At 60.2% G+C, this 16,838-nt stretch carries 16 protein-coding genes; 12 read left to right on the forward strand and 4 right to left on the reverse strand.

From position 1 onward, the window contains the following. Positions 1-67: 67 nt before the first annotated feature. From ACA059_RS15180 to ACA059_RS15200, 5 genes are all read left to right on the forward strand, one after another. Entirely contained in the window at positions 68-1,732 is a 1,665-nt protein-coding gene (locus ACA059_RS15180; RefSeq protein ID WP_497634564.1) for an AMP-binding protein, read from the forward strand. Between the two features lie 16 nt (positions 1,733-1,748). Then, positions 1,749-2,510, forward strand: a complete 762-nt coding sequence (locus tag ACA059_RS15185) for an SDR family NAD(P)-dependent oxidoreductase (RefSeq protein ID WP_497634565.1) — start codon at positions 1,749-1,751, stop codon at positions 2,508-2,510. A gap of 12 nt (positions 2,511-2,522) precedes the next feature. Further along, positions 2,523-3,716, forward strand: coding sequence for an acetyl-CoA C-acyltransferase (locus tag ACA059_RS15190; RefSeq protein WP_497634566.1), 1,194 nt, complete (start codon positions 2,523-2,525; stop codon positions 3,714-3,716). A gap of 133 nt (positions 3,717-3,849) precedes the next feature. Next, a complete protein-coding gene (locus ACA059_RS15195; RefSeq protein WP_140678919.1) occupies positions 3,850-4,977 on the forward strand; it encodes an acyl-CoA dehydrogenase in 1,128 nt (375 codons plus the stop codon). A gap of 13 nt (positions 4,978-4,990) precedes the next feature. Next, positions 4,991-5,764 (forward strand): enoyl-CoA hydratase, encoded by a 774-nt coding sequence (locus ACA059_RS15200; protein WP_497634567.1) that lies wholly within the window; start codon positions 4,991-4,993, stop codon positions 5,762-5,764. A 233-nt stretch (positions 5,765-5,997) separates the two neighbouring features. Here the strand turns inward: ACA059_RS15200 and ACA059_RS15205 are convergent, their stop codons facing one another. Next, entirely contained in the window at positions 5,998-7,149 is a 1,152-nt protein-coding gene (locus ACA059_RS15205; RefSeq protein WP_129443945.1) for an acyl-CoA dehydrogenase family protein, read from the reverse strand. 3 nt (positions 7,150-7,152) lie between these two features. After that, positions 7,153-8,259 (reverse strand): enoyl-CoA hydratase/isomerase family protein, encoded by a 1,107-nt coding sequence (locus ACA059_RS15210; protein WP_497634568.1) that lies wholly within the window; start codon positions 8,257-8,259, stop codon positions 7,153-7,155. 541 nt (positions 8,260-8,800) lie between these two features. On the opposite strand from ACA059_RS15210, the gene ACA059_RS15215 reads away from it, so the two are divergent. From ACA059_RS15215 to astA, 7 genes are all read left to right on the forward strand, one after another. Then, positions 8,801-9,583: a transporter substrate-binding domain-containing protein gene (locus tag ACA059_RS15215; RefSeq protein ID WP_046053556.1), complete on the forward strand. Its 783-nt coding sequence runs from the start codon at positions 8,801-8,803 to the stop codon at positions 9,581-9,583. Positions 9,584-9,659: 76 nt separating this feature from the next. Continuing rightward, entirely contained in the window at positions 9,660-10,385 is a 726-nt protein-coding gene (locus tag ACA059_RS15220) for an ABC transporter permease (RefSeq protein WP_033054762.1), read from the forward strand. Beyond that, positions 10,382-11,092: an ABC transporter permease gene (locus ACA059_RS15225; RefSeq protein ID WP_497634569.1), complete on the forward strand. Its 711-nt coding sequence runs from the start codon at positions 10,382-10,384 to the stop codon at positions 11,090-11,092. Before ACA059_RS15220 ends, ACA059_RS15225 begins: the two co-directional genes overlap by 4 nt. A 56-nt stretch (positions 11,093-11,148) precedes the next feature. Continuing rightward, positions 11,149-11,910, forward strand: a complete 762-nt coding sequence (locus tag ACA059_RS15230) for an ABC transporter ATP-binding protein (RefSeq protein WP_497634570.1) — start codon at positions 11,149-11,151, stop codon at positions 11,908-11,910. Between the two features lie 12 nt (positions 11,911-11,922). Next, positions 11,923-12,402 carry an Lrp/AsnC family transcriptional regulator gene (locus ACA059_RS15235; RefSeq protein ID WP_007974731.1) on the forward strand — a complete coding sequence of 160 codons (480 nt, stop codon included), beginning with the start codon at positions 11,923-11,925 and terminating at the stop codon, positions 12,400-12,402. A gap of 253 nt (positions 12,403-12,655) precedes the next feature. Further along, positions 12,656-13,594 (forward strand): citrulline utilization hydrolase CtlX, encoded by a 939-nt coding sequence (gene ctlX, locus ACA059_RS15240; protein WP_497634571.1) that lies wholly within the window; start codon positions 12,656-12,658, stop codon positions 13,592-13,594. Then, a complete protein-coding gene (gene astA, locus ACA059_RS15245) occupies positions 13,591-14,625 on the forward strand; it encodes an arginine N-succinyltransferase (RefSeq protein ID WP_497634572.1) in 1,035 nt (344 codons plus the stop codon). Before ctlX ends, astA begins: the two co-directional genes overlap by 4 nt. A gap of 102 nt (positions 14,626-14,727) precedes the next feature. On the opposite strand, the gene ACA059_RS15250 is transcribed toward astA, so the two are convergent. Both ACA059_RS15250 and ACA059_RS15255 read right to left on the reverse strand, forming a co-directional pair. Further along, positions 14,728-15,435 (reverse strand): HPP family protein, encoded by a 708-nt coding sequence (locus tag ACA059_RS15250; protein WP_497634573.1) that lies wholly within the window; start codon positions 15,433-15,435, stop codon positions 14,728-14,730. 158 nt (positions 15,436-15,593) lie between these two features. Then, positions 15,594-16,772: an MFS transporter gene (locus tag ACA059_RS15255; protein ID WP_497634574.1), complete on the reverse strand. Its 1,179-nt coding sequence runs from the start codon at positions 16,770-16,772 to the stop codon at positions 15,594-15,596. Positions 16,773-16,838 lie beyond the last annotated feature (66 nt).

Genomic DNA, 16,838 nt, shown 5'->3' on the forward strand with positions numbered 1-16,838 from the left:
CAGAGCGAGTATTTCCCTGTTAATTACGGTTCCCCCAACCTAATAAAAATACAGAGGGATTCTGGCAATGCGCGATTATTTTTCTGCTACATCACAGTTCAATTATCAGCACACCGTCGACGCCGCACTCGAGGGCGATTTGACTGCCCTCAACGCCTGTGTCGAGTGTTGCGACCGGCATGCCTTGCCGGGGCGCATCGCGCTGTTCTGGGAAGGCCGCGATGGCGCCAGCGCGACCTACACCTTCAGCGACTTGCAGGACAAAGCCGCGCGTTTAGCCAATTTCCTGCTGGCCCAAGGCGTGAAAAAAGGCGACAAGGTTGCCGGTCTCCTGCCACGTAACATCGAATTGCTGATCACCGTATTCGCCACCTGGCGCATCGGCGCGGTCTACCAGCCGCTGTTCACGGCCTTCGGCCCGAAAGCCATCGAACACCGCCTCAGCTGCTCGGGGGCCAAAGTGGTGGTCACCGACTCGGGCAATCGCTCCAAACTCTCTGAAATCGCCGACTGCCCGACCATCGTCACCGTCGCCGGTCCCAAAGGCCAAGGCATCGTGCGGGGCGATTACAGCTTCTGGGCCGAACTGGCGAATTATTCTCCTGTGTGTGAACCCGTCCTGTTGACCGGCGAAGACCCGTTTCTGCTGATGTTCACCTCGGGCACCACCGGTCCGTCGAAAACGCTGTCCGTTCCGCTCAAGGCCATCGTCGCCTTCCAGAGCTACACCCGTGACGCCGTGGACTTGCGCCCTGAAGACGCCTTCTGGAACGTCGCCGATCCGGGTTGGGCCTACGGCATCTATTTCGGCGTTACCGGGCCAATGGCCATGGGGCATCCAATCACCTTTTACGATGGCCCGTTCACCCTCGAAAGCACCTGCCGGGTGATCAACAAATACGGGATCACCAACCTCACCGGCTCGCCGACGGCCTATCGCCTGTTGATCGCGGGTGGCGACGAGTTCGCCCGCTCGATCAAGGGCAAGCTGCGCATCGTCAGCAGCGCCGGCGAGCCGCTGAACCCGGAAGTGATTCGCTGGTTCGCCGACAACCTCGGCGTGGTCATCCACGACCACTATGGCCAGACCGAACTCGGCATGGTGCTGTGCAACCACCATGGCCTGGAGCATCCGATCCACATGGGTGCCGCCGGTTTCGCCTCGCCCGGCCACCGCATCGTGGTGCTGGATGACGAGTACAAAGAACTCGGCGTCGGTCAGCCGGGCATTCTGGCCATCGATCGCACCCAATCGCCGATGTGCTGGTTCGCCGGTTACGAAGGCGCACCGACCAAGGCCTTCGTCGGCAACTATTACCTGAGCGGCGACACCGTCGAGTGGAACCCGGACGGCAGCATCAGCTTCGTTGGTCGCAGCGACGACGTGATCACCACCTCCGGTTATCGCGTCGGTCCGTTCGACGTGGAAAGCGCGTTGATCGAACACCCGGCCGTGGTCGAAGCGGCCGTGGTCGGCAAACCCGATCCGGAGCGCACTGAACTGGTCAAAGCCTTTGTCGTGCTCAGCGCGCAGTACCGCGCTGCACCGGAACTGGCCGAAGAATTGCGCCAACACGTGCGCAAACGACTGGCCGCGCACTCGTACCCCCGTGAAATCGAATTTGTCAGCGAATTGCCGAAAACCCCTAGCGGCAAATTGCAGCGCTTTATCTTGCGCAACCAGGAAATCGCCAAGGCTCAAGAGGCCGTCGCGAAGAACGTTTCAGCTTGAATCCAAGGAAACAATGATGCAGATCGAAAACAAGGTTTTTCTCGTCACCGGCGGTGCGTCCGGCCTCGGTGCGGCCACCGCTGAAATGCTGGTCGCGGCCGGTGCCAAAGTCATGCTGGTGGACATGAATGCCGAAGCCGTTACGGCCCAGGCTGAACGTCTCGGCGCGCAAAGCGTGGTGGCGGATATCAGCAACGAAGCCGCGGCCGAAGCCGCTGTGCAGGCGACGGTCAAAGCCTTCGGTGGCCTGAATGGTCTGGTCAACTGCGCCGGTATCGTGCGCGGTGAGAAGATCCTCGGCAAGAACGGCCCACACCTGTTGGCCAATTTCAGCCAGGTGATCAACGTCAACCTGATCGGCAGTTTCAACATGCTGCGCTTGGCCGCTGCGGCGATTGCCGAAACCGAAGCGGATGCTGACGGCGAGCGCGGCGTGATCATCAACACCGCCTCGGCGGCCGCGTACGACGGCCAGATCGGTCAGACCGCGTATGCCGCGTCCAAAGGCGCGATCGTCAGCCTGACGTTGCCCGCCGCTCGTGAACTGGCGCGCTTCGGCATCCGTGTGATGACCATCGCCCCGGGCATTTTCGAAACCCCGATGATGGCTGGCATGACCCCGGAAGTCCGCGCGTCCCTGGCGGCCGGCGTGCCGTTTCCGCCGCGTCTTGGCAAACCAGGCGAGTATGCCGGGCTGGTCAGGCATATCATTGAAAACAGCATGCTCAATGGCGAGGTGATCCGTCTCGACGGCGCCTTGCGCATGGCCGCCAAGTAAGGAGGATTTGTCATGACTATTTCCAACGATCCCATTGTTATCGTCAGCGCCGTCCGCACCCCGATGGGTGGTTTCCAGGGCGAACTGAAAAGCCTGACCGCACCGCAACTCGGTGCTGCGGCGATTCGCGCTGCCGTCGAACGCGCCGGTGTGGCGCCAGACTCGGTTGAAGAAGTGCTGTTCGGTTGCGTCCTGTCCGCCGGCCTCGGCCAAGCCCCTGCACGTCAAGCCGCATTGGGCGCCGGGCTGGATAAATCGACCCGTTGCACCACGCTGAACAAAATGTGCGGTTCGGGCATGGAAGCGGCCATTCTGGCCCACGACATGCTGGTGGCCGGCAGCGCCGACGTGGTTGTCGCCGGCGGTATGGAAAGCATGTCCAATGCGCCGTACCTGCTGGACCGCGCCCGCAGCGGTTACCGCATGGGCCACGGCCGGGTGCTCGATTCCATGTTCCTTGACGGCCTGGAAGACGCCTACGACAAGGGCCGCCTGATGGGCACCTTCGCCGAAGATTGCGCGGAAACCAACGGTTTCACCCGTGAAGCTCAGGACGCCTTTGCCATTACCTCGACCACCCGCGCACAGCAGGCGATCAAGGACGGCAGCTTCAAAGACGAGATCGTGCCGCTCACCGTGACCGTCGGCAAAGAGCAAGTGCTGATCAGCAACGACGAACAGCCACCGAAAGCCAAACTGGACAAGATCGCTTCCTTGAAACCGGCGTTCCGCGACGGCGGCACGGTGACGGCGGCGAACTCCAGCTCCATTTCCGATGGCGCTGCGGCACTGGTGTTGATGCGCCGTTCCGAAGCTGAAAAGCGCGGCCTGAAACCGCTGGCGGTGATTCACGGCCACGCGGCGTTTGCCGACACACCAGGCCTGTTCCCGGTGGCACCGGTGGGCGCGATCGAGAAACTGATGAAGAAAACCGGCTGGTCTCTGGACGAAGTCGATCTGGTCGAAGTCAACGAAGCCTTCGCCGTGGTCAGTCTGGTGACCATGACCAAACTGGAAATCCCCCACGAGAAAGTCAACGTTCACGGCGGCGCTTGCGCTCTCGGCCACCCGATCGGTGCGTCTGGCGCGCGGATCCTTGTGACCTTGCTCTCCGCCCTGCGCCAGAAAGGCCTGAAACGCGGCGTTGCAGCGATCTGCATCGGCGGCGGCGAAGCCACGGCCATGGCCGTTGAATGCCTGTATTAAGGTCCGCATGGTTTCTGTAGGAGCTGTCGAGTGAAACGAGGCTGCGATCTTTTGATCGTTAAGATCAAGATCAAGATCAAAAGATCGCAGGCTTCGCCAGCTCCTACGGGGCAATTTATTTTAAGGATTTGGCATGATTCCCAATGACGAACAACTTCAGATCAGCGACGCGGCCCGGCAGTTTGCCCAGGAACGGCTGAAACCGTTCGCCGCCGAGTGGGATCGCGAGCATCGCTTCCCCAAGGAAGCCATCGGCGAGATGGCCGAACTGGGCTTCTTCGGCATGTTGGTGCCGGAAGAGTGGGGCGGTTGCGACACCGGTTACTTGGCCTACGCCATGGCCCTGGAAGAAATTGCGGCCGGCGACGGCGCTTGCTCGACCATCATGAGCGTGCACAACTCGGTGGGTTGCGTACCGATCCTCAAGTACGGCAACGACGACCAGAAAGAACGCTTCCTCAAACCTTTGGCCAGCGGCTCGATGCTGGGGGCTTTTGCCCTCACCGAACCGCAGGCCGGCTCCGACGCCAGCGGCTTGAAAACCCGTGCCCGTCTGGAAGGCGATCACTACGTGTTGAACGGCTGCAAGCAGTTCATTACCTCCGGGCAGAACGCCGGGGTAGTGATTGTGTTCGCCGTGACTGATCCGAGTGCCGGCAAGCGGGGCATCACGGCGCTGATCGTGCCCACCGATTCGCCGGGCTACAAAGTCGCACGGGTCGAAGACAAGCTTGGCCAGCACGCCTCCGACACCTGCCAGATCCTGTTCGAAGACGTGAAGGTGCCGGTGGCCAACCGGTTGGGCGAGGAGGGCGAAGGTTATCGAATCGCCTTGGCCAACCTCGAAGGCGGCCGTGTCGGCATCGCTTCGCAATCGGTCGGCATGGCCCGTGCTGCGTTCGAAGCGGCCCGGGATTATGCCCGCGAGCGTGAAAGCTTCGGCAAGCCGATCATCGAGCATCAAGCGGTCGCGTTCCGCCTGGCGGACATGGCAACCCAAATCGCCGTCGCCCGGCAGATGGTGCATTACGCGGCGGCGTTAAGAGACAGCGGCAAACCGGCCTTGGTCGAAGCGTCCATGGCCAAGCTGTTCGCCTCGGAAATGGCTGAGAAGGTGTGCTCCGCAGCATTGCAAACCCTCGGCGGTTACGGTTACTTGAACGATTTCCCGCTGGAGCGGATCTACCGCGACGTGCGGGTCTGCCAGATCTACGAAGGCACCAGCGATATTCAGCGCATGGTTATTTCGCGCAATCTTTAAGAAGGAGTCATTTGTGAGTTACGAAACGATTTTGCTGGAAACCCACGGTCGTGTGGGCCTGATCACCCTGAACCGCCCGCAAGCGCTGAATGCGTTGAACGCGCAAATTGTCAGCGAGCTGAACCAGGCCCTCGATAGCCTGGAAGCCGATTCGAACATCGGCTGCATCGTGCTGACCGGCTCGAAAAAAGCCTTCGCCGCCGGCGCTGACATCAAGGAAATGGCTGAGCTGACCTACCCGCAGATTTACCTCGACGACTTGTTCAGCGACAGCGATCGGGTGGCTAACCGCCGCAAGCCGATCATTGCCGCCGTCAACGGTTTCGCCTTGGGCGGTGGTTGTGAGCTGGCGCTGATGTGCGACTTCATCCTGGCCGGCGACAACGCCAAGTTCGGTCAGCCGGAAATCAACCTCGGCGTACTGCCGGGCATGGGCGGCACCCAGCGCCTGACCCGCGCGGTGGGCAAGGCCAAGGCCATGGAAATGTGCCTCAGCGGTCGCTTGATCGATGCGGTGGAAGCGGAGCGTTGCGGGATTGTCGCGCGGATTGTTCCGGCCGATGAGTTGCTGGAAGAAGCGTTGAAAGTCGCCGCGCTGATTGCCAAGAAGTCGCTGCCGATTGCAATGATGATCAAGGAAAGCGTCAACCGCGCGTTTGAAGTGAGCCTGTCGGAAGGTGTGCGCTTTGAGCGTCGGGTGTTCCATGCGGCGTTTGCGACGCAGGATCAGAAGGAAGGGATGGCGGCGTTTATTGCCAAGCGTGAGGCTGAGTTCAAGGGTAAGTGATGGTAGTGGGGTAGATTCAAAATCCACCCCTCACCCCAGCCCTCTCCCCAAGGGGGAGAGGGGGAAAGGGAGCCGATCTTCATGCTCTTCAAACCTGAGTTCGACTAGGTATTGCAGGTCGCAGAATTTCTACAAAACAACTCGGTCAGTCCCCTCGCCCCTCTGGGGCGGTCCGACGCTTCGGGAGGGTTAGGGTGAGGGGTGGATTTCAAGACCACCCCCAATTTCAGACATCACACCAAATAATGCTTCAACTCCCGAGCAATCACCATCCGCTGTATCTCGCTCGACCCTTCATAAATCTGCGTAATCCGCGCATCCCGGTAGTAACGCTCCACCGGGTAATCCTCCAGATACCCATACCCGCCATGAATCTGCATCGCCGACGAACACACTTTCTCGGCCATTTCGGATGCAAACAACTTCGCCTGTGAAGCCTCCGACAGACATGGCTTACCGGCGCTGCGCAACCGCGCGGCATGCAGGATCAGCAGTCGTGCCGCGTTCAACCGGGTGTGCATGTCGGCCAGCATGTTGGCGATGCTCTGGTGCTCGATGATCGGTTTGTTGAACTGCACCCGATCCCGCGAATAGGCCAGCGCCGCTTCAAATGCCGCGCGGGCAATGCCCAACGCCTGCGCCGCAATGCCGATGCGGCCGCCTTCAAGGTTCGACAGGGCAATCGCCAGTCCTTTGCCGCGCTCACCCAACAAGTTGGCTTCGGGGATCGTGCAGTTGCTCAGGGTCACCGCGCAGGTATCGGACGCGCGAATACCCATCTTGTGTTCGGTGCGATCAACGATGAAACCCGCTGTATCGGTCGGCACCAGGAACGCCGAGATGCCGCGCTTGCCCAGGTCCGGATCGGTCACCGCAAACACGATGGCCAGTTTCGCCCGTTTGCCGTTGCTGACGAATTGCTTGGCGCCGTTGATCACCCACTGGCCGTCGCGCAGTTCGGCGCGGGTGCGCAGGTTGTGGGCTTCGGAACCGGCCTGGGGTTCGGTCAGGCAGAAGCAGCCGATGGCCTGACCGCTGGCCAGATCCGGCAGCCAGGTCTGTTTCTGTTCTTCAGTGCCGTAGTTGAGGACCGGACCGCAGCCCACGGAGTTGTGAATGCTCATCAGCGCGCCAGTGGCGCCGTCGCCAGCCGAAATCTCTTCCACGGCCAAGGCGTAGGCAACGTAGTCGACATAGGTGCCGCCCCATTCCTCAGGCACCACCATGCCCAGCAGACCCAGTTCACCCATCTTCGCCACCAGACCGTCATCGATCCAGCCAGCCTTTTCCCAGGCCTGGGCGTGGGGCGCGATTTCGCCGCGGGCAAAGTCCCGGGCCATGTCGCGGATCATGACTTGCTCTTCGCTCAATTCGATATCGTGCATGGCTCAGCTCCCGCTTTGGTCAAAACCCGTGAAGAAACTCGCGACGTGCTCGGCGTCCAGCGCCTGCAAGGTTGGCGGGTTCCAGCGCGGGTTCTTGTCTTTGTCGATCAGCAAGGCGCGCACGCCTTCGATCAGGTCGCCGCGCTCGAACCACTGACGGTCCAGGTGCAGCTCAAGGGCGAAGCAGTCTTCCAGACTCAAGTGCCGACCACGACGGAGCATTTCCAGGGTCACGCCCATGGCCAGCGGTGAACGGCTTTCCAGCAGGCCGGCGGTGGTCGTGGCCCACTCGTGGCTGTCGGCGACCGTTACTTCACGCAGTTGCTCAACAATACTCGGCACATCGGGCAGGGCGAAGAAGTGATCGATGGCCGGGCGCAACGCCGCCAAAGGTGGTGCCGGCAGTTGTTGCACGGCGAGTTTCGCCAGCAGACCTTGAAGGTCCTTCAACGGTGTTTCGTGCCATTCGAGCTGATCGAGTTGCTCGTCGAGGGTGCCCAGCCTGTCGCTTTCCAGGTACCAGTCGGCCAGGCCGCAATAGAGCGCATCGGCTGCGCGGATCTGCACGCCGCTGACGCCGAGGTAAATCCCCAGTTCACCGGGAACGCGTGGCAGGAAATGGCTGCCACCGACATCCGGGAAATAACCGATCGCCACTTCCGGCATCGCCAGACGGCTTTTCTCGGTGACCACCCGCAGGTCGGCGCCTTGTACCAGGCCCATGCCGCCGCCCAGGACAAAACCGTCCATCAGGGCGAGTACAGGTTTGCGGTAATGGTGAATCGCGAGGTCGAGGGCGTATTCCTCGACGAAGAAATCTTCGTGCAGCGTGTCGCCGTTTTTGAAGCTGTCATACAGCGAACGGATGTCACCGCCGGCACAGAACGCCTTCTCGCCAGCACCGCGCAAGACCACCGCGTGTACGTGCGGATCCAGCGCCCAGGCGTCGAGCTGACGCTGCAGATTGCGCACCATGTCCAGGGTGATGGCGTTGAGGCCGACGGGGCGATTGAGGGTCAGGTGACCGATGTGGTTGCGAACCTCGGCCAGCACTTCGTTTTGCGTGGCATCCATGGACGAAGTCCCCTTCGATGAAACCTGAGCAGTCATCACTAACTCCCTGCTTTTATTGTTCTTTATAGAGAAGCTCGCGCGCGAGCGATGCTGGATCGTAACAGTGCAAATTTGTGATGTACAACCGGCATATGTGCAGGACTCGTGTGCATTTTTACCTTAAGGCAAGATCAAAAGATCGCAGCCTTCGGCAGCTCCTACGCAATCAGTGTTCATCCGCAATATCGCGGTGAGACACGGCTCTGTAGGAGCTGCCGAAGGCTGCGATCTCTTGATCTTGGGCAGCCGACGACAGAATCGGCTGTGAAAGCCCCTCGTTCAGCGCAGTTGAGCTGTCTAGACGGGGGCTTACGACACCTGCACCGGCCTGGCAATTGGCATTCTGACGGTCCATTTCAAGCGCTTGCGACGATGCGCCTGGAACGGACTGCACTCCGACGACTGGCTCGGGCCGGTCGAAAACAACAACAAATACGGCTGCGGTGAATTCCGCATCGACTCTCTGCCCCTGTCAAAAAGTGTGGTTAGGCGCAGGCGTCAGACCGCGATAAATCCAAATAATCCGGGACTCAAGAAGATGATCAACATCAAATGGCTGACCTTGCCGGCAATCGCATTGCTGTGCTGCACCACCGGCGCCAGTGCCAAGGAATGGAAAGAGCTACGATTCGGCGTCAACCCGAGCTACCCGCCTTTTGAATCCACCACCGCCGATGGCGGCGTGCAGGGCTTTGGCGTGGATTTGGGCAACGCGATCTGCGCCGAATTGAAGTTGAAATGCGTGTGGGTCAGCAATGACTTCGACGGGCTGATTCCGGCGCTCAAGGCGGGCAAGTTCGATGCCATCGAATCGTCGATGACGGTGACCGATGCGCGTAAAAAGCAGATCGACTTCACTGATCGCCTGTACGCCGGGCCGACCGCCATCGTCACCCGCAAGGATTCCGGGCTGTTGCCCACCGCTGAGTCGCTGCAGGGCAAGACCATCGGTTACATGCAGGGCACGATTCAGGAAACCTACGCCAAGGCCAAACTGGCACCCGGCGGCGTGAAACTGCGTGCCTATCAGAATCAGGATCAGGTCTACGCCGACCTGGTATTTGGCCGTCTCGACGCCTCCATCCAGGACAAGATGCAGGCGCAAATGAGCTTTTTGACCTCCCCTCAAGGGGCTGACTTCAAGAACAGTGAAGGCATCAGCGACCCGTTGGTCCCATCCGACATCGCCATCGGCGTGCGCAAGGACAACGAAGAACTCAAAGGCATGCTCAATGCCGCCATCAAGGCCCTGCATGACAAGGGTATCTACGCGCAGATCCAGCAGAAACACTTCGGCGATCTGGACCTCTACAACTACTGATCCTCGCGCCCCGAAGGCTGCGTCCTGGTAACAGGCGCAGCGCTTGCGCGCGGGCGCCTCAAGACAGGTGACTGACGTGAACTCCTTCCTGAATCTGATCGGGGTCGATCTCTCGGCCCTGCAAGGCTATGGCCCTTTGTTGCTGCACGGCACCTGGGTCACTCTGAAATTGTCAGCGCTCTCGCTGCTGGTGAGCATGGCGCTGGGCTTGCTCGGGGCGGCAGCGAAACTGTCGCCGCTGAAGCTGTTGAACCTGCCGGCGACCTTCTACACAACGCTGATCCGCGGTGTGCCGGATCTGGTGTTGATGCTGCTGATTTTCTACAGCTTGCAAGGCTGGCTGAGTAGCCTGACCGAGGCCATGGACTGGCCCTACATGGAAATCGACCCGTTCGTGGCCGGTGTCATTACCCTCGGTTTTATCTACGGCGCGTATTTCACCGAGACCTTTCGCGGGGCGATTTTGAGCGTGCCGCGCGGCCAACAGGAAGCCGCCGCGTGCTTTGGCCTGAACCGCTGGCAGCGGTTTCGCTTCGTGGTGTTCCCGCAAATGATGCGTTTCGCCTTGCCGAGCCTGGGCAATAACTGGCTGGTACTGCTCAAGGCCACGGCGCTGGTGTCGATCATCGGTTTGTCGGACCTGGTCAAGGTTGCGCAAGAAGCCGGCAAAAGCACCTTCAATATGCTCGATTTCCTGCTGCTGGCAGCGGCGTTGTATTTGCTGATCACCAGCGCTTCGAACTACGTGTTGCGCGTGCTGGAACGGCGCTATAACCAGGGTGTGCGGGGGATGGCACGATGATCGAGTTGATTGCCGAATACTGGAAACCTTTTCTGTTCAGCGACGGCTACAGCCTCACCGGGTTGGCGATGACGTTGTGGCTGCTGGTGGCGAGCATTGTGATGGGGTTCTTCCTGTCGTTGCCTTTGGCGATCATGCGCACCTCGCGCTGGGGATTGCTGCGCTGGCCGGTTCAGCTGTTCACTTATGTGTTTCGCGGTACGCCGCTGTATATCCAGTTGCTGATTTGCTACAGCGGGATCTACGGCATCGCCGTGGTGCGCTCGCAACCGCTGCTCGAAGCATTTTTCCGCGATGCGATGAATTGCACCTTGCTCGCGTTCACGCTCAACACTTGCGCTTACACCGTGGAAATCTTCGCCGGGGCGATTCGCAGCATTCCCTACGGTGAAATCGAGGCCGCCCACGCGTATGGCTTGAGCGGTTGGCGCCTGTACCTGCGGCTGATTCTGCCTTCGGCGTTACGCCGGGCACTGCCGTATTACAGCAACGAAGTGATCCTGATGTTGCACGCGACTTCAGTGGCGTTCACCGCCACCATTCCGGACATCCTCAAAGTCGCCCGGGACGCCAATGCCGCGACCTTCATGACCTTCCAGGCCTTCGGTATTGCCGGCCTGCTGTACCTCGCGCTGTCGTTCGGCCTGGTCGCAGCCTTCCGGTTGGCAGAGAAGCGCTGGCTGAGTTTTCTCGGCCCGACTCACTGAATCCCATTTTCTATCCAGAGCGGTGCCGCCAGGCGCGCCGCTCCAGGAGTGCTGACATGTACAAACTCACGGTTGAAAATCTGTATAAACGTTTTGGTGACAACGAAGTGCTCAAGGGCGTCTCGTTGAATGCACGGGCAGGCGATGTAGTCAGCATGATCGGTGCAAGCGGTTCGGGTAAAAGCACGATGCTGCGCTGCATCAACTTTCTGGAGCGCGCGGACGAAGGCGCCATTGAGCTGGACGGCGAGCGCGTCATCAGGCGCCCGGGTGCCGGTGGCATGCGCGTCGCTCATCCGGCGCAATTGCAGCGTTTGCGCACGCGCCTGGCGATGGTGTTCCAGCATTTCAATTTGTGGAGCCATCTGACGGTGCTGGAGAACATCGTGCTGGCGCCGTGCCGGGTGCTGGGGATCAGCCGCAAAGCCGCGGAAAAAAGTGCGCGGGCCTATCTGGACAAGGTCGGTCTGCCGCAACGAGTGGCCGATCAATACCCGGCGTTTCTGTCCGGTGGGCAGCAACAGCGGGTGGCAATCGCGCGTGCCCTGGCAGTGGAACCGGAGATTCTGTTGTTCGACGAGCCGACTTCGGCACTCGATCCGGAATTGGTGGGTGAGGTGCTGAAGGTCATTCAGGCGCTGGCCGAAGAAGGCCGTACCATGTTGATGGTGACCCACGAAATGGGGTTTGCCCGGCAGGTTTCCAGCCAGGTGTTGTTCTTGCATCAGGGAAAGGTCGAGGAGCAGGGTGATGCAACGATCCTCGACCAACCAAAAAGTGAACGTTTGCAGCAATTTCTATCGGGTCGTTTGAAGTGAGGCAAGACGTACATGGCGGATATCCGCGATCTGTCGATCGTGCTTGATCGTATCGATCAGGCAATCATCGAAGTGTTGCGCCACGAAGGGCGCATCACTTATCAAAAGCTTTCCGAACGCGTACACCTCACGCCCAGGCCGTGCCTGGAACGGGTGCGCAAGCTCGAACAGCTCGGGGTCATTCGTGGGTATGGCGCGATTCTCGATGAAAAGAAGCTGACACCAGGCTTGTCGTTGCTGGTGCTGGTTGCGTTGTCGAACCAGAGTGGGCGGGCGGCGCAAAAGGCATTCGAAGCCAAGGTCCGCGCCTGCCCGCAGGTGCTGGAATGTCGGTTGATCAGCGGTGCGTTCGACTACAGCTTGCGCATGCGTTGCCGGGACATGGAGCATTACCGGGTGCTGACCGAAGTCTGGTTCGATGACCCGGATTTGCACATCGACAAGTTGGTCAGCCATCCGGAATTGGCGATGGTCAAGACCACAATGGAATAGGCTTCGAACGCTGTACAACCTGTGGGAGCGAGCTTGCTCGCGATAGCGGTTTTACATTCAACATCAATGTTGACTGACCTGCCGCTATCGCGAGCAAGCTCGCTCCCACATTGGATTTGTGGTGTTCGCCGAATCGGCTGAGCGATTCAGAATCTTCAGCCGTTTCCATCACAACCACCCCCCTTATCAACCGGGTTTTCCCGGCGCCGAAACAGACAATGAGTACCTCTTAACCCTCATTGAATCTGTGCCCATGCAAACCACCAATACCGTTTTGATGATTCGCCCGACACGTTTCTCCTTCAATCAGGACACGGCGGCGAACAACCGTTTCCAGCAGCCGGCCGCCATCAGCGAAGACGTTCAGCAAAAGGCCCTGCAAGAGTTCGATGGCTACGTTGCCGCGCTGCGTCACCACGGTGTCGAGGTCATGGTGCACAACGACCGCGAAGCACCGCACACCCCGGATTCGATCTTCCCCAACAACTGGTGGAGCAGCCATCCCGACGGCACATTGGTGCTGTACCCGATGCAGGGCCACAACCGGCGTCTGGAGCGGGACAAAGGCGTGCTCGACTGGCTGCGGGACGAGTACCGGGTGGAACAGTTGCTGGACCTTTCCAGCCTCGAACAGCAGGAAGTGTTCCTCGAAGGCACCGGCAGCATGGTTCTGGATCGTCAGCAGCGGATTTGCTACGCCGGTTATTCCACCCGCACCCATGCCCGTGCCTTGGACCAGGTGGTCAGTCATTTGGGATACGAGCTGTGCGCCTTCAATGCAGTGGACCGCCAGGGCGTCGCGATTTACCACACCAACGTGATGATGAGTGTCGGCACGCGCCTGGCGGTGGCTTGCCTGGCGTCGGTCACTCAGCCGGCCGAACGCCTGGCCCTGCGTAAACGCCTGGAAGACAGCGGAAAGCAGGTGATTGCCTTGAACTGGGCGCAACTGGAGTCTTTCGCCGGCAACATGCTGGAAGTCCGCAACGCTGCGGGCGAACCCTTGCTGGTGATGTCTCGCACGGCCTGGGAATCGCTGGATGCCGCTCAGCGCCGTTTGATCGAAGCCCACACCACGCCACTCCCCGTCAACATCGACACCATCGAGCGCATCGGCGGCGGCAGCGCGCGCTGCATGCTGGCCGAGGTCTTTCTGTCCAAACATCAGGTTACCCAGGAGCAAGTGCGATGATCGTTCGTCCAGCCACACCGGCAGACCTGCCGGCACTGTTAGCCCTGGCCCATAGCGCCGGAACCGGTTTGACCACCTTGCCGGCCGACGCGGGGCGTCTGCGTCAGCGTCTGGAATGGGCGGCGATAACCTTCGCCGGCGAGGCCGAACGCGCCGACGCCGATTACCTGTTTGTGCTCGAGAATGACCAGCATGAAGCCATCGGCATTTGCGCACTGGCCGGTGCCGTCGGCTTGCGCGAGCCCTGGTACAACTATCGACTGGGCCTGTTTGTCGCGGCTTCGAAAAACCTCGGGATCAATCAGCAGCTACCAACATTGTTCCTCGGTAACGACATGACCGGCCATTCGGAACTGTGTTCGCTGTTTCTGCATGCCGATCACCGCAGCGGTCTGAACGGGCGTTTGCTGTCCAAGGCGCGGTTCCTGTTTCTGGCGGAATTTCGGCAGCATTTCGGCGATAAGGTCATCGCCGAAATGCGCGGCTACTCGGACGAAGAGGGCGTTTCACCGTTCTGGGAAGGTCTGGGGCGGCACTTCTTCAAGATGGATTTTGCCGATGCCGACTACCTGACCGGCCTGGGTAACAAGACGTTCATCGCCGAGCTGATGCCCAAGTTTCCGCTGCCGACCTGCCTGTTGCCTGAAGCCGCGCGAACAGTCATCGGTCGCGTTCACCCCAACACCGAACCGGCGCTGGGCATGCTCAAGGCTGAAGGATTCGAACACCGCGATTACATCGACATCTTCGACGGCGGCCCGCTGATCGAATGCGCCACCGGCGACATCCGTGCGGTGCGTGACAGTCAGGTGCTGCAACTGAGCATCGGCACACCGGGTGAGCAGGCGGCGACATACCTGATTCATAACCGTCAATTTGCCGAGTGCCGGATTACCGCGGCACCGGCGCGGGTAGCTGCCGGGACGTTGATAGTCGATGCACAAACTGCGAAGACCCTGGGGTTAAGTGCCGGTTCATCGGTGCGGGCGGTGAGTCTGGCGGTGCCTGCACGGCAATTGTCTGCGGCCTGATAAATCCTATGAAGGAAGCTTGCCATAACGCGATCCGCAGCTGCCTTGTGGCGAGGGGATAAATCCCCTCGCCACAAGGCAGCTACAAGGACCGTGGTGCTGTCAGGCCCTTCTGCTCAGGACTTCACCAATACTGCGCCGTTTGGCATGCAACTCACTGGCATGGATCAGCTGTTCGAGGTCTTCGGGGGTGACGTCGAAGAAGGCTTCCATGTCCGCCAGGGCCAGTTTCAGGTCCTGGGCGGTGATCGCCTGGCTGTCGGTGGGCGGGTGGTCGGCGGGCACCTTGGACACCGGTTCGCTGGCGCGTTTTGGGTAACGAATGCGCGTCAGGTTGTTGTAGGCCAGGGCGCTGAGCAGCATGGCCAATGCGCCAAGCATCACTGGGCCGAGCGCTTTCCAGTCCAGGGCAATGGTCGCCGGATCTGCCAACACCAACAGCAACGCCAAGGCCCCGGCCGGTGGGTGCAGGCAACGCAGCCAGCACATCAGAATCAGCGCCATGCCGGCCGCCAGGCAAGCGCTGCCAAGGGTTCGTCCGAGCACGTGAGCGACCAGCAGCGAAACCACCCCGGCGCTGAGGTAGCCGCCAAGAATCGACCAGGGCTGGGCGAGGGCGCCGGAGGATACTGCGAACAGCAACACGGCCGATGCACCCAGCGGACCGATCAGGTGCTGCGCCACTGGCATGCCGAATACCAGGCTGCAGAGCCAGACGCTGAACATCGTGCCCAAGGACATGCCGATGGCGGCGCGGCTCCATTCGGAGGGGCGGGTGTTGATGGCGGCGGGAAACCAGCGAGCAAACATGAGGCAGACGATCCGTTGAAAAAACCGAGGCAAAAAAAAGGCTTAGCTGGGATACCCAGAAAGCCCTTGAAGTTGTTCCAACTATTGGGGGAGGAACGGGCACAGTGTGCCGTTGATTCCTGATGCTGACAAATTCATATTAATGCAGTTTCAGTGCATTAATTTTGCTGTAATGCCACCCGACGACCACTCATGAAACACAGAAAACCGCCCATGGCGGTCAGTGCGCTCAGGGCATAAAACATCGTTGGTGCGGGGGTGTGCATCAGCAGGTAACCGCAAATCACCGGGCTCAGGGCACCGCCGAGGGCCGCGAGGTTTTGCGCACCGTAATAGCTGCCGCGCAGCTCTTCCGGCGCCAGGGTGTCGACGAAGAGGAATTCAGCGGGGTAAATGATCATTTCACCGAGGGTGAAGATGAACATTGCCACGCACCACGACACCAGGCTGTCGGCCAGGCTGAAGCCGATCAAACCGACGATGAACAGGCTGGTACCGCCCGCGATCCAGTAACGCAATTGCTCGCGTTTGAGGAAACGGCCGATCTGGTATTGCAGCAGGATCACGCTGATCGCATTGCAGGCGAGCAGGGCAGCCATGGTTTCCAGGGCCCGTTTGGAGTCGTGGGTCACCAGCAGGTATTGCGACAGGTACAGGGTGAAACGGCCGTGGACCACGGTACTGAGCAGGCAGCCGCAGGTGAACATGATCAACGTGCGGTCGTTTTTCAGGGTGACCAGCGTCTTGAGAAAACTCGTGGGCTGGCCAATCGCGGGTGCCTGGGCCGAGTCCTTCGGAATCCCGATCATCAGGAAAATACTGAAGAACGCGATGCCGCCGGCTATCAGGAACGGTGCAATCGGGTACACGCCGGCAATCACCACACCCAGCATCGGGCCGGTGGCGTAACCGATGTTGGTCAAGGTGTAGCGCAGGGAAAACGCCTTGGCGCGCTGGCCCATGGGCAGGTTTTCACTGAGGATCGCCTTCGAGCCGATCAGGAACAGCGCCGAGGCGGTTTCGGTGATCACCAGGGTGGCGGTGGTCAGGTAGAGGTTGTCGGCGAAAGTCAGCAGCACGAAGCCGATGGCGCTGGAGAGCATCGCGAGGATCAACAGCCGGCGCTTCTCGAGGCGGTCGATGATGTAACCGCCGTAGAGCGCGAGCAGGGTGGCGATGAACACCGCAATGCCCAGCAGCAAGCCAACGTCCTGTTGGTTGAGGCCGAGTTTGTTGCTCAGGAACAACGTGAGCAACGGGCTGGTGATGGCGCGGCTGACGACGATGGTCAGCGAAACGATCATCAACCGGCGGATAACGAGTGAGTAAGTGGCCACGGTGGTGCGGATGTCCTTATTTTGGTGTTTGGCTTGGGATCCACCCCTCACCCTAACCCTCTCCCC

Source organism: Pseudomonas sp. LBUM1647 (assembly GCF_059716175.1).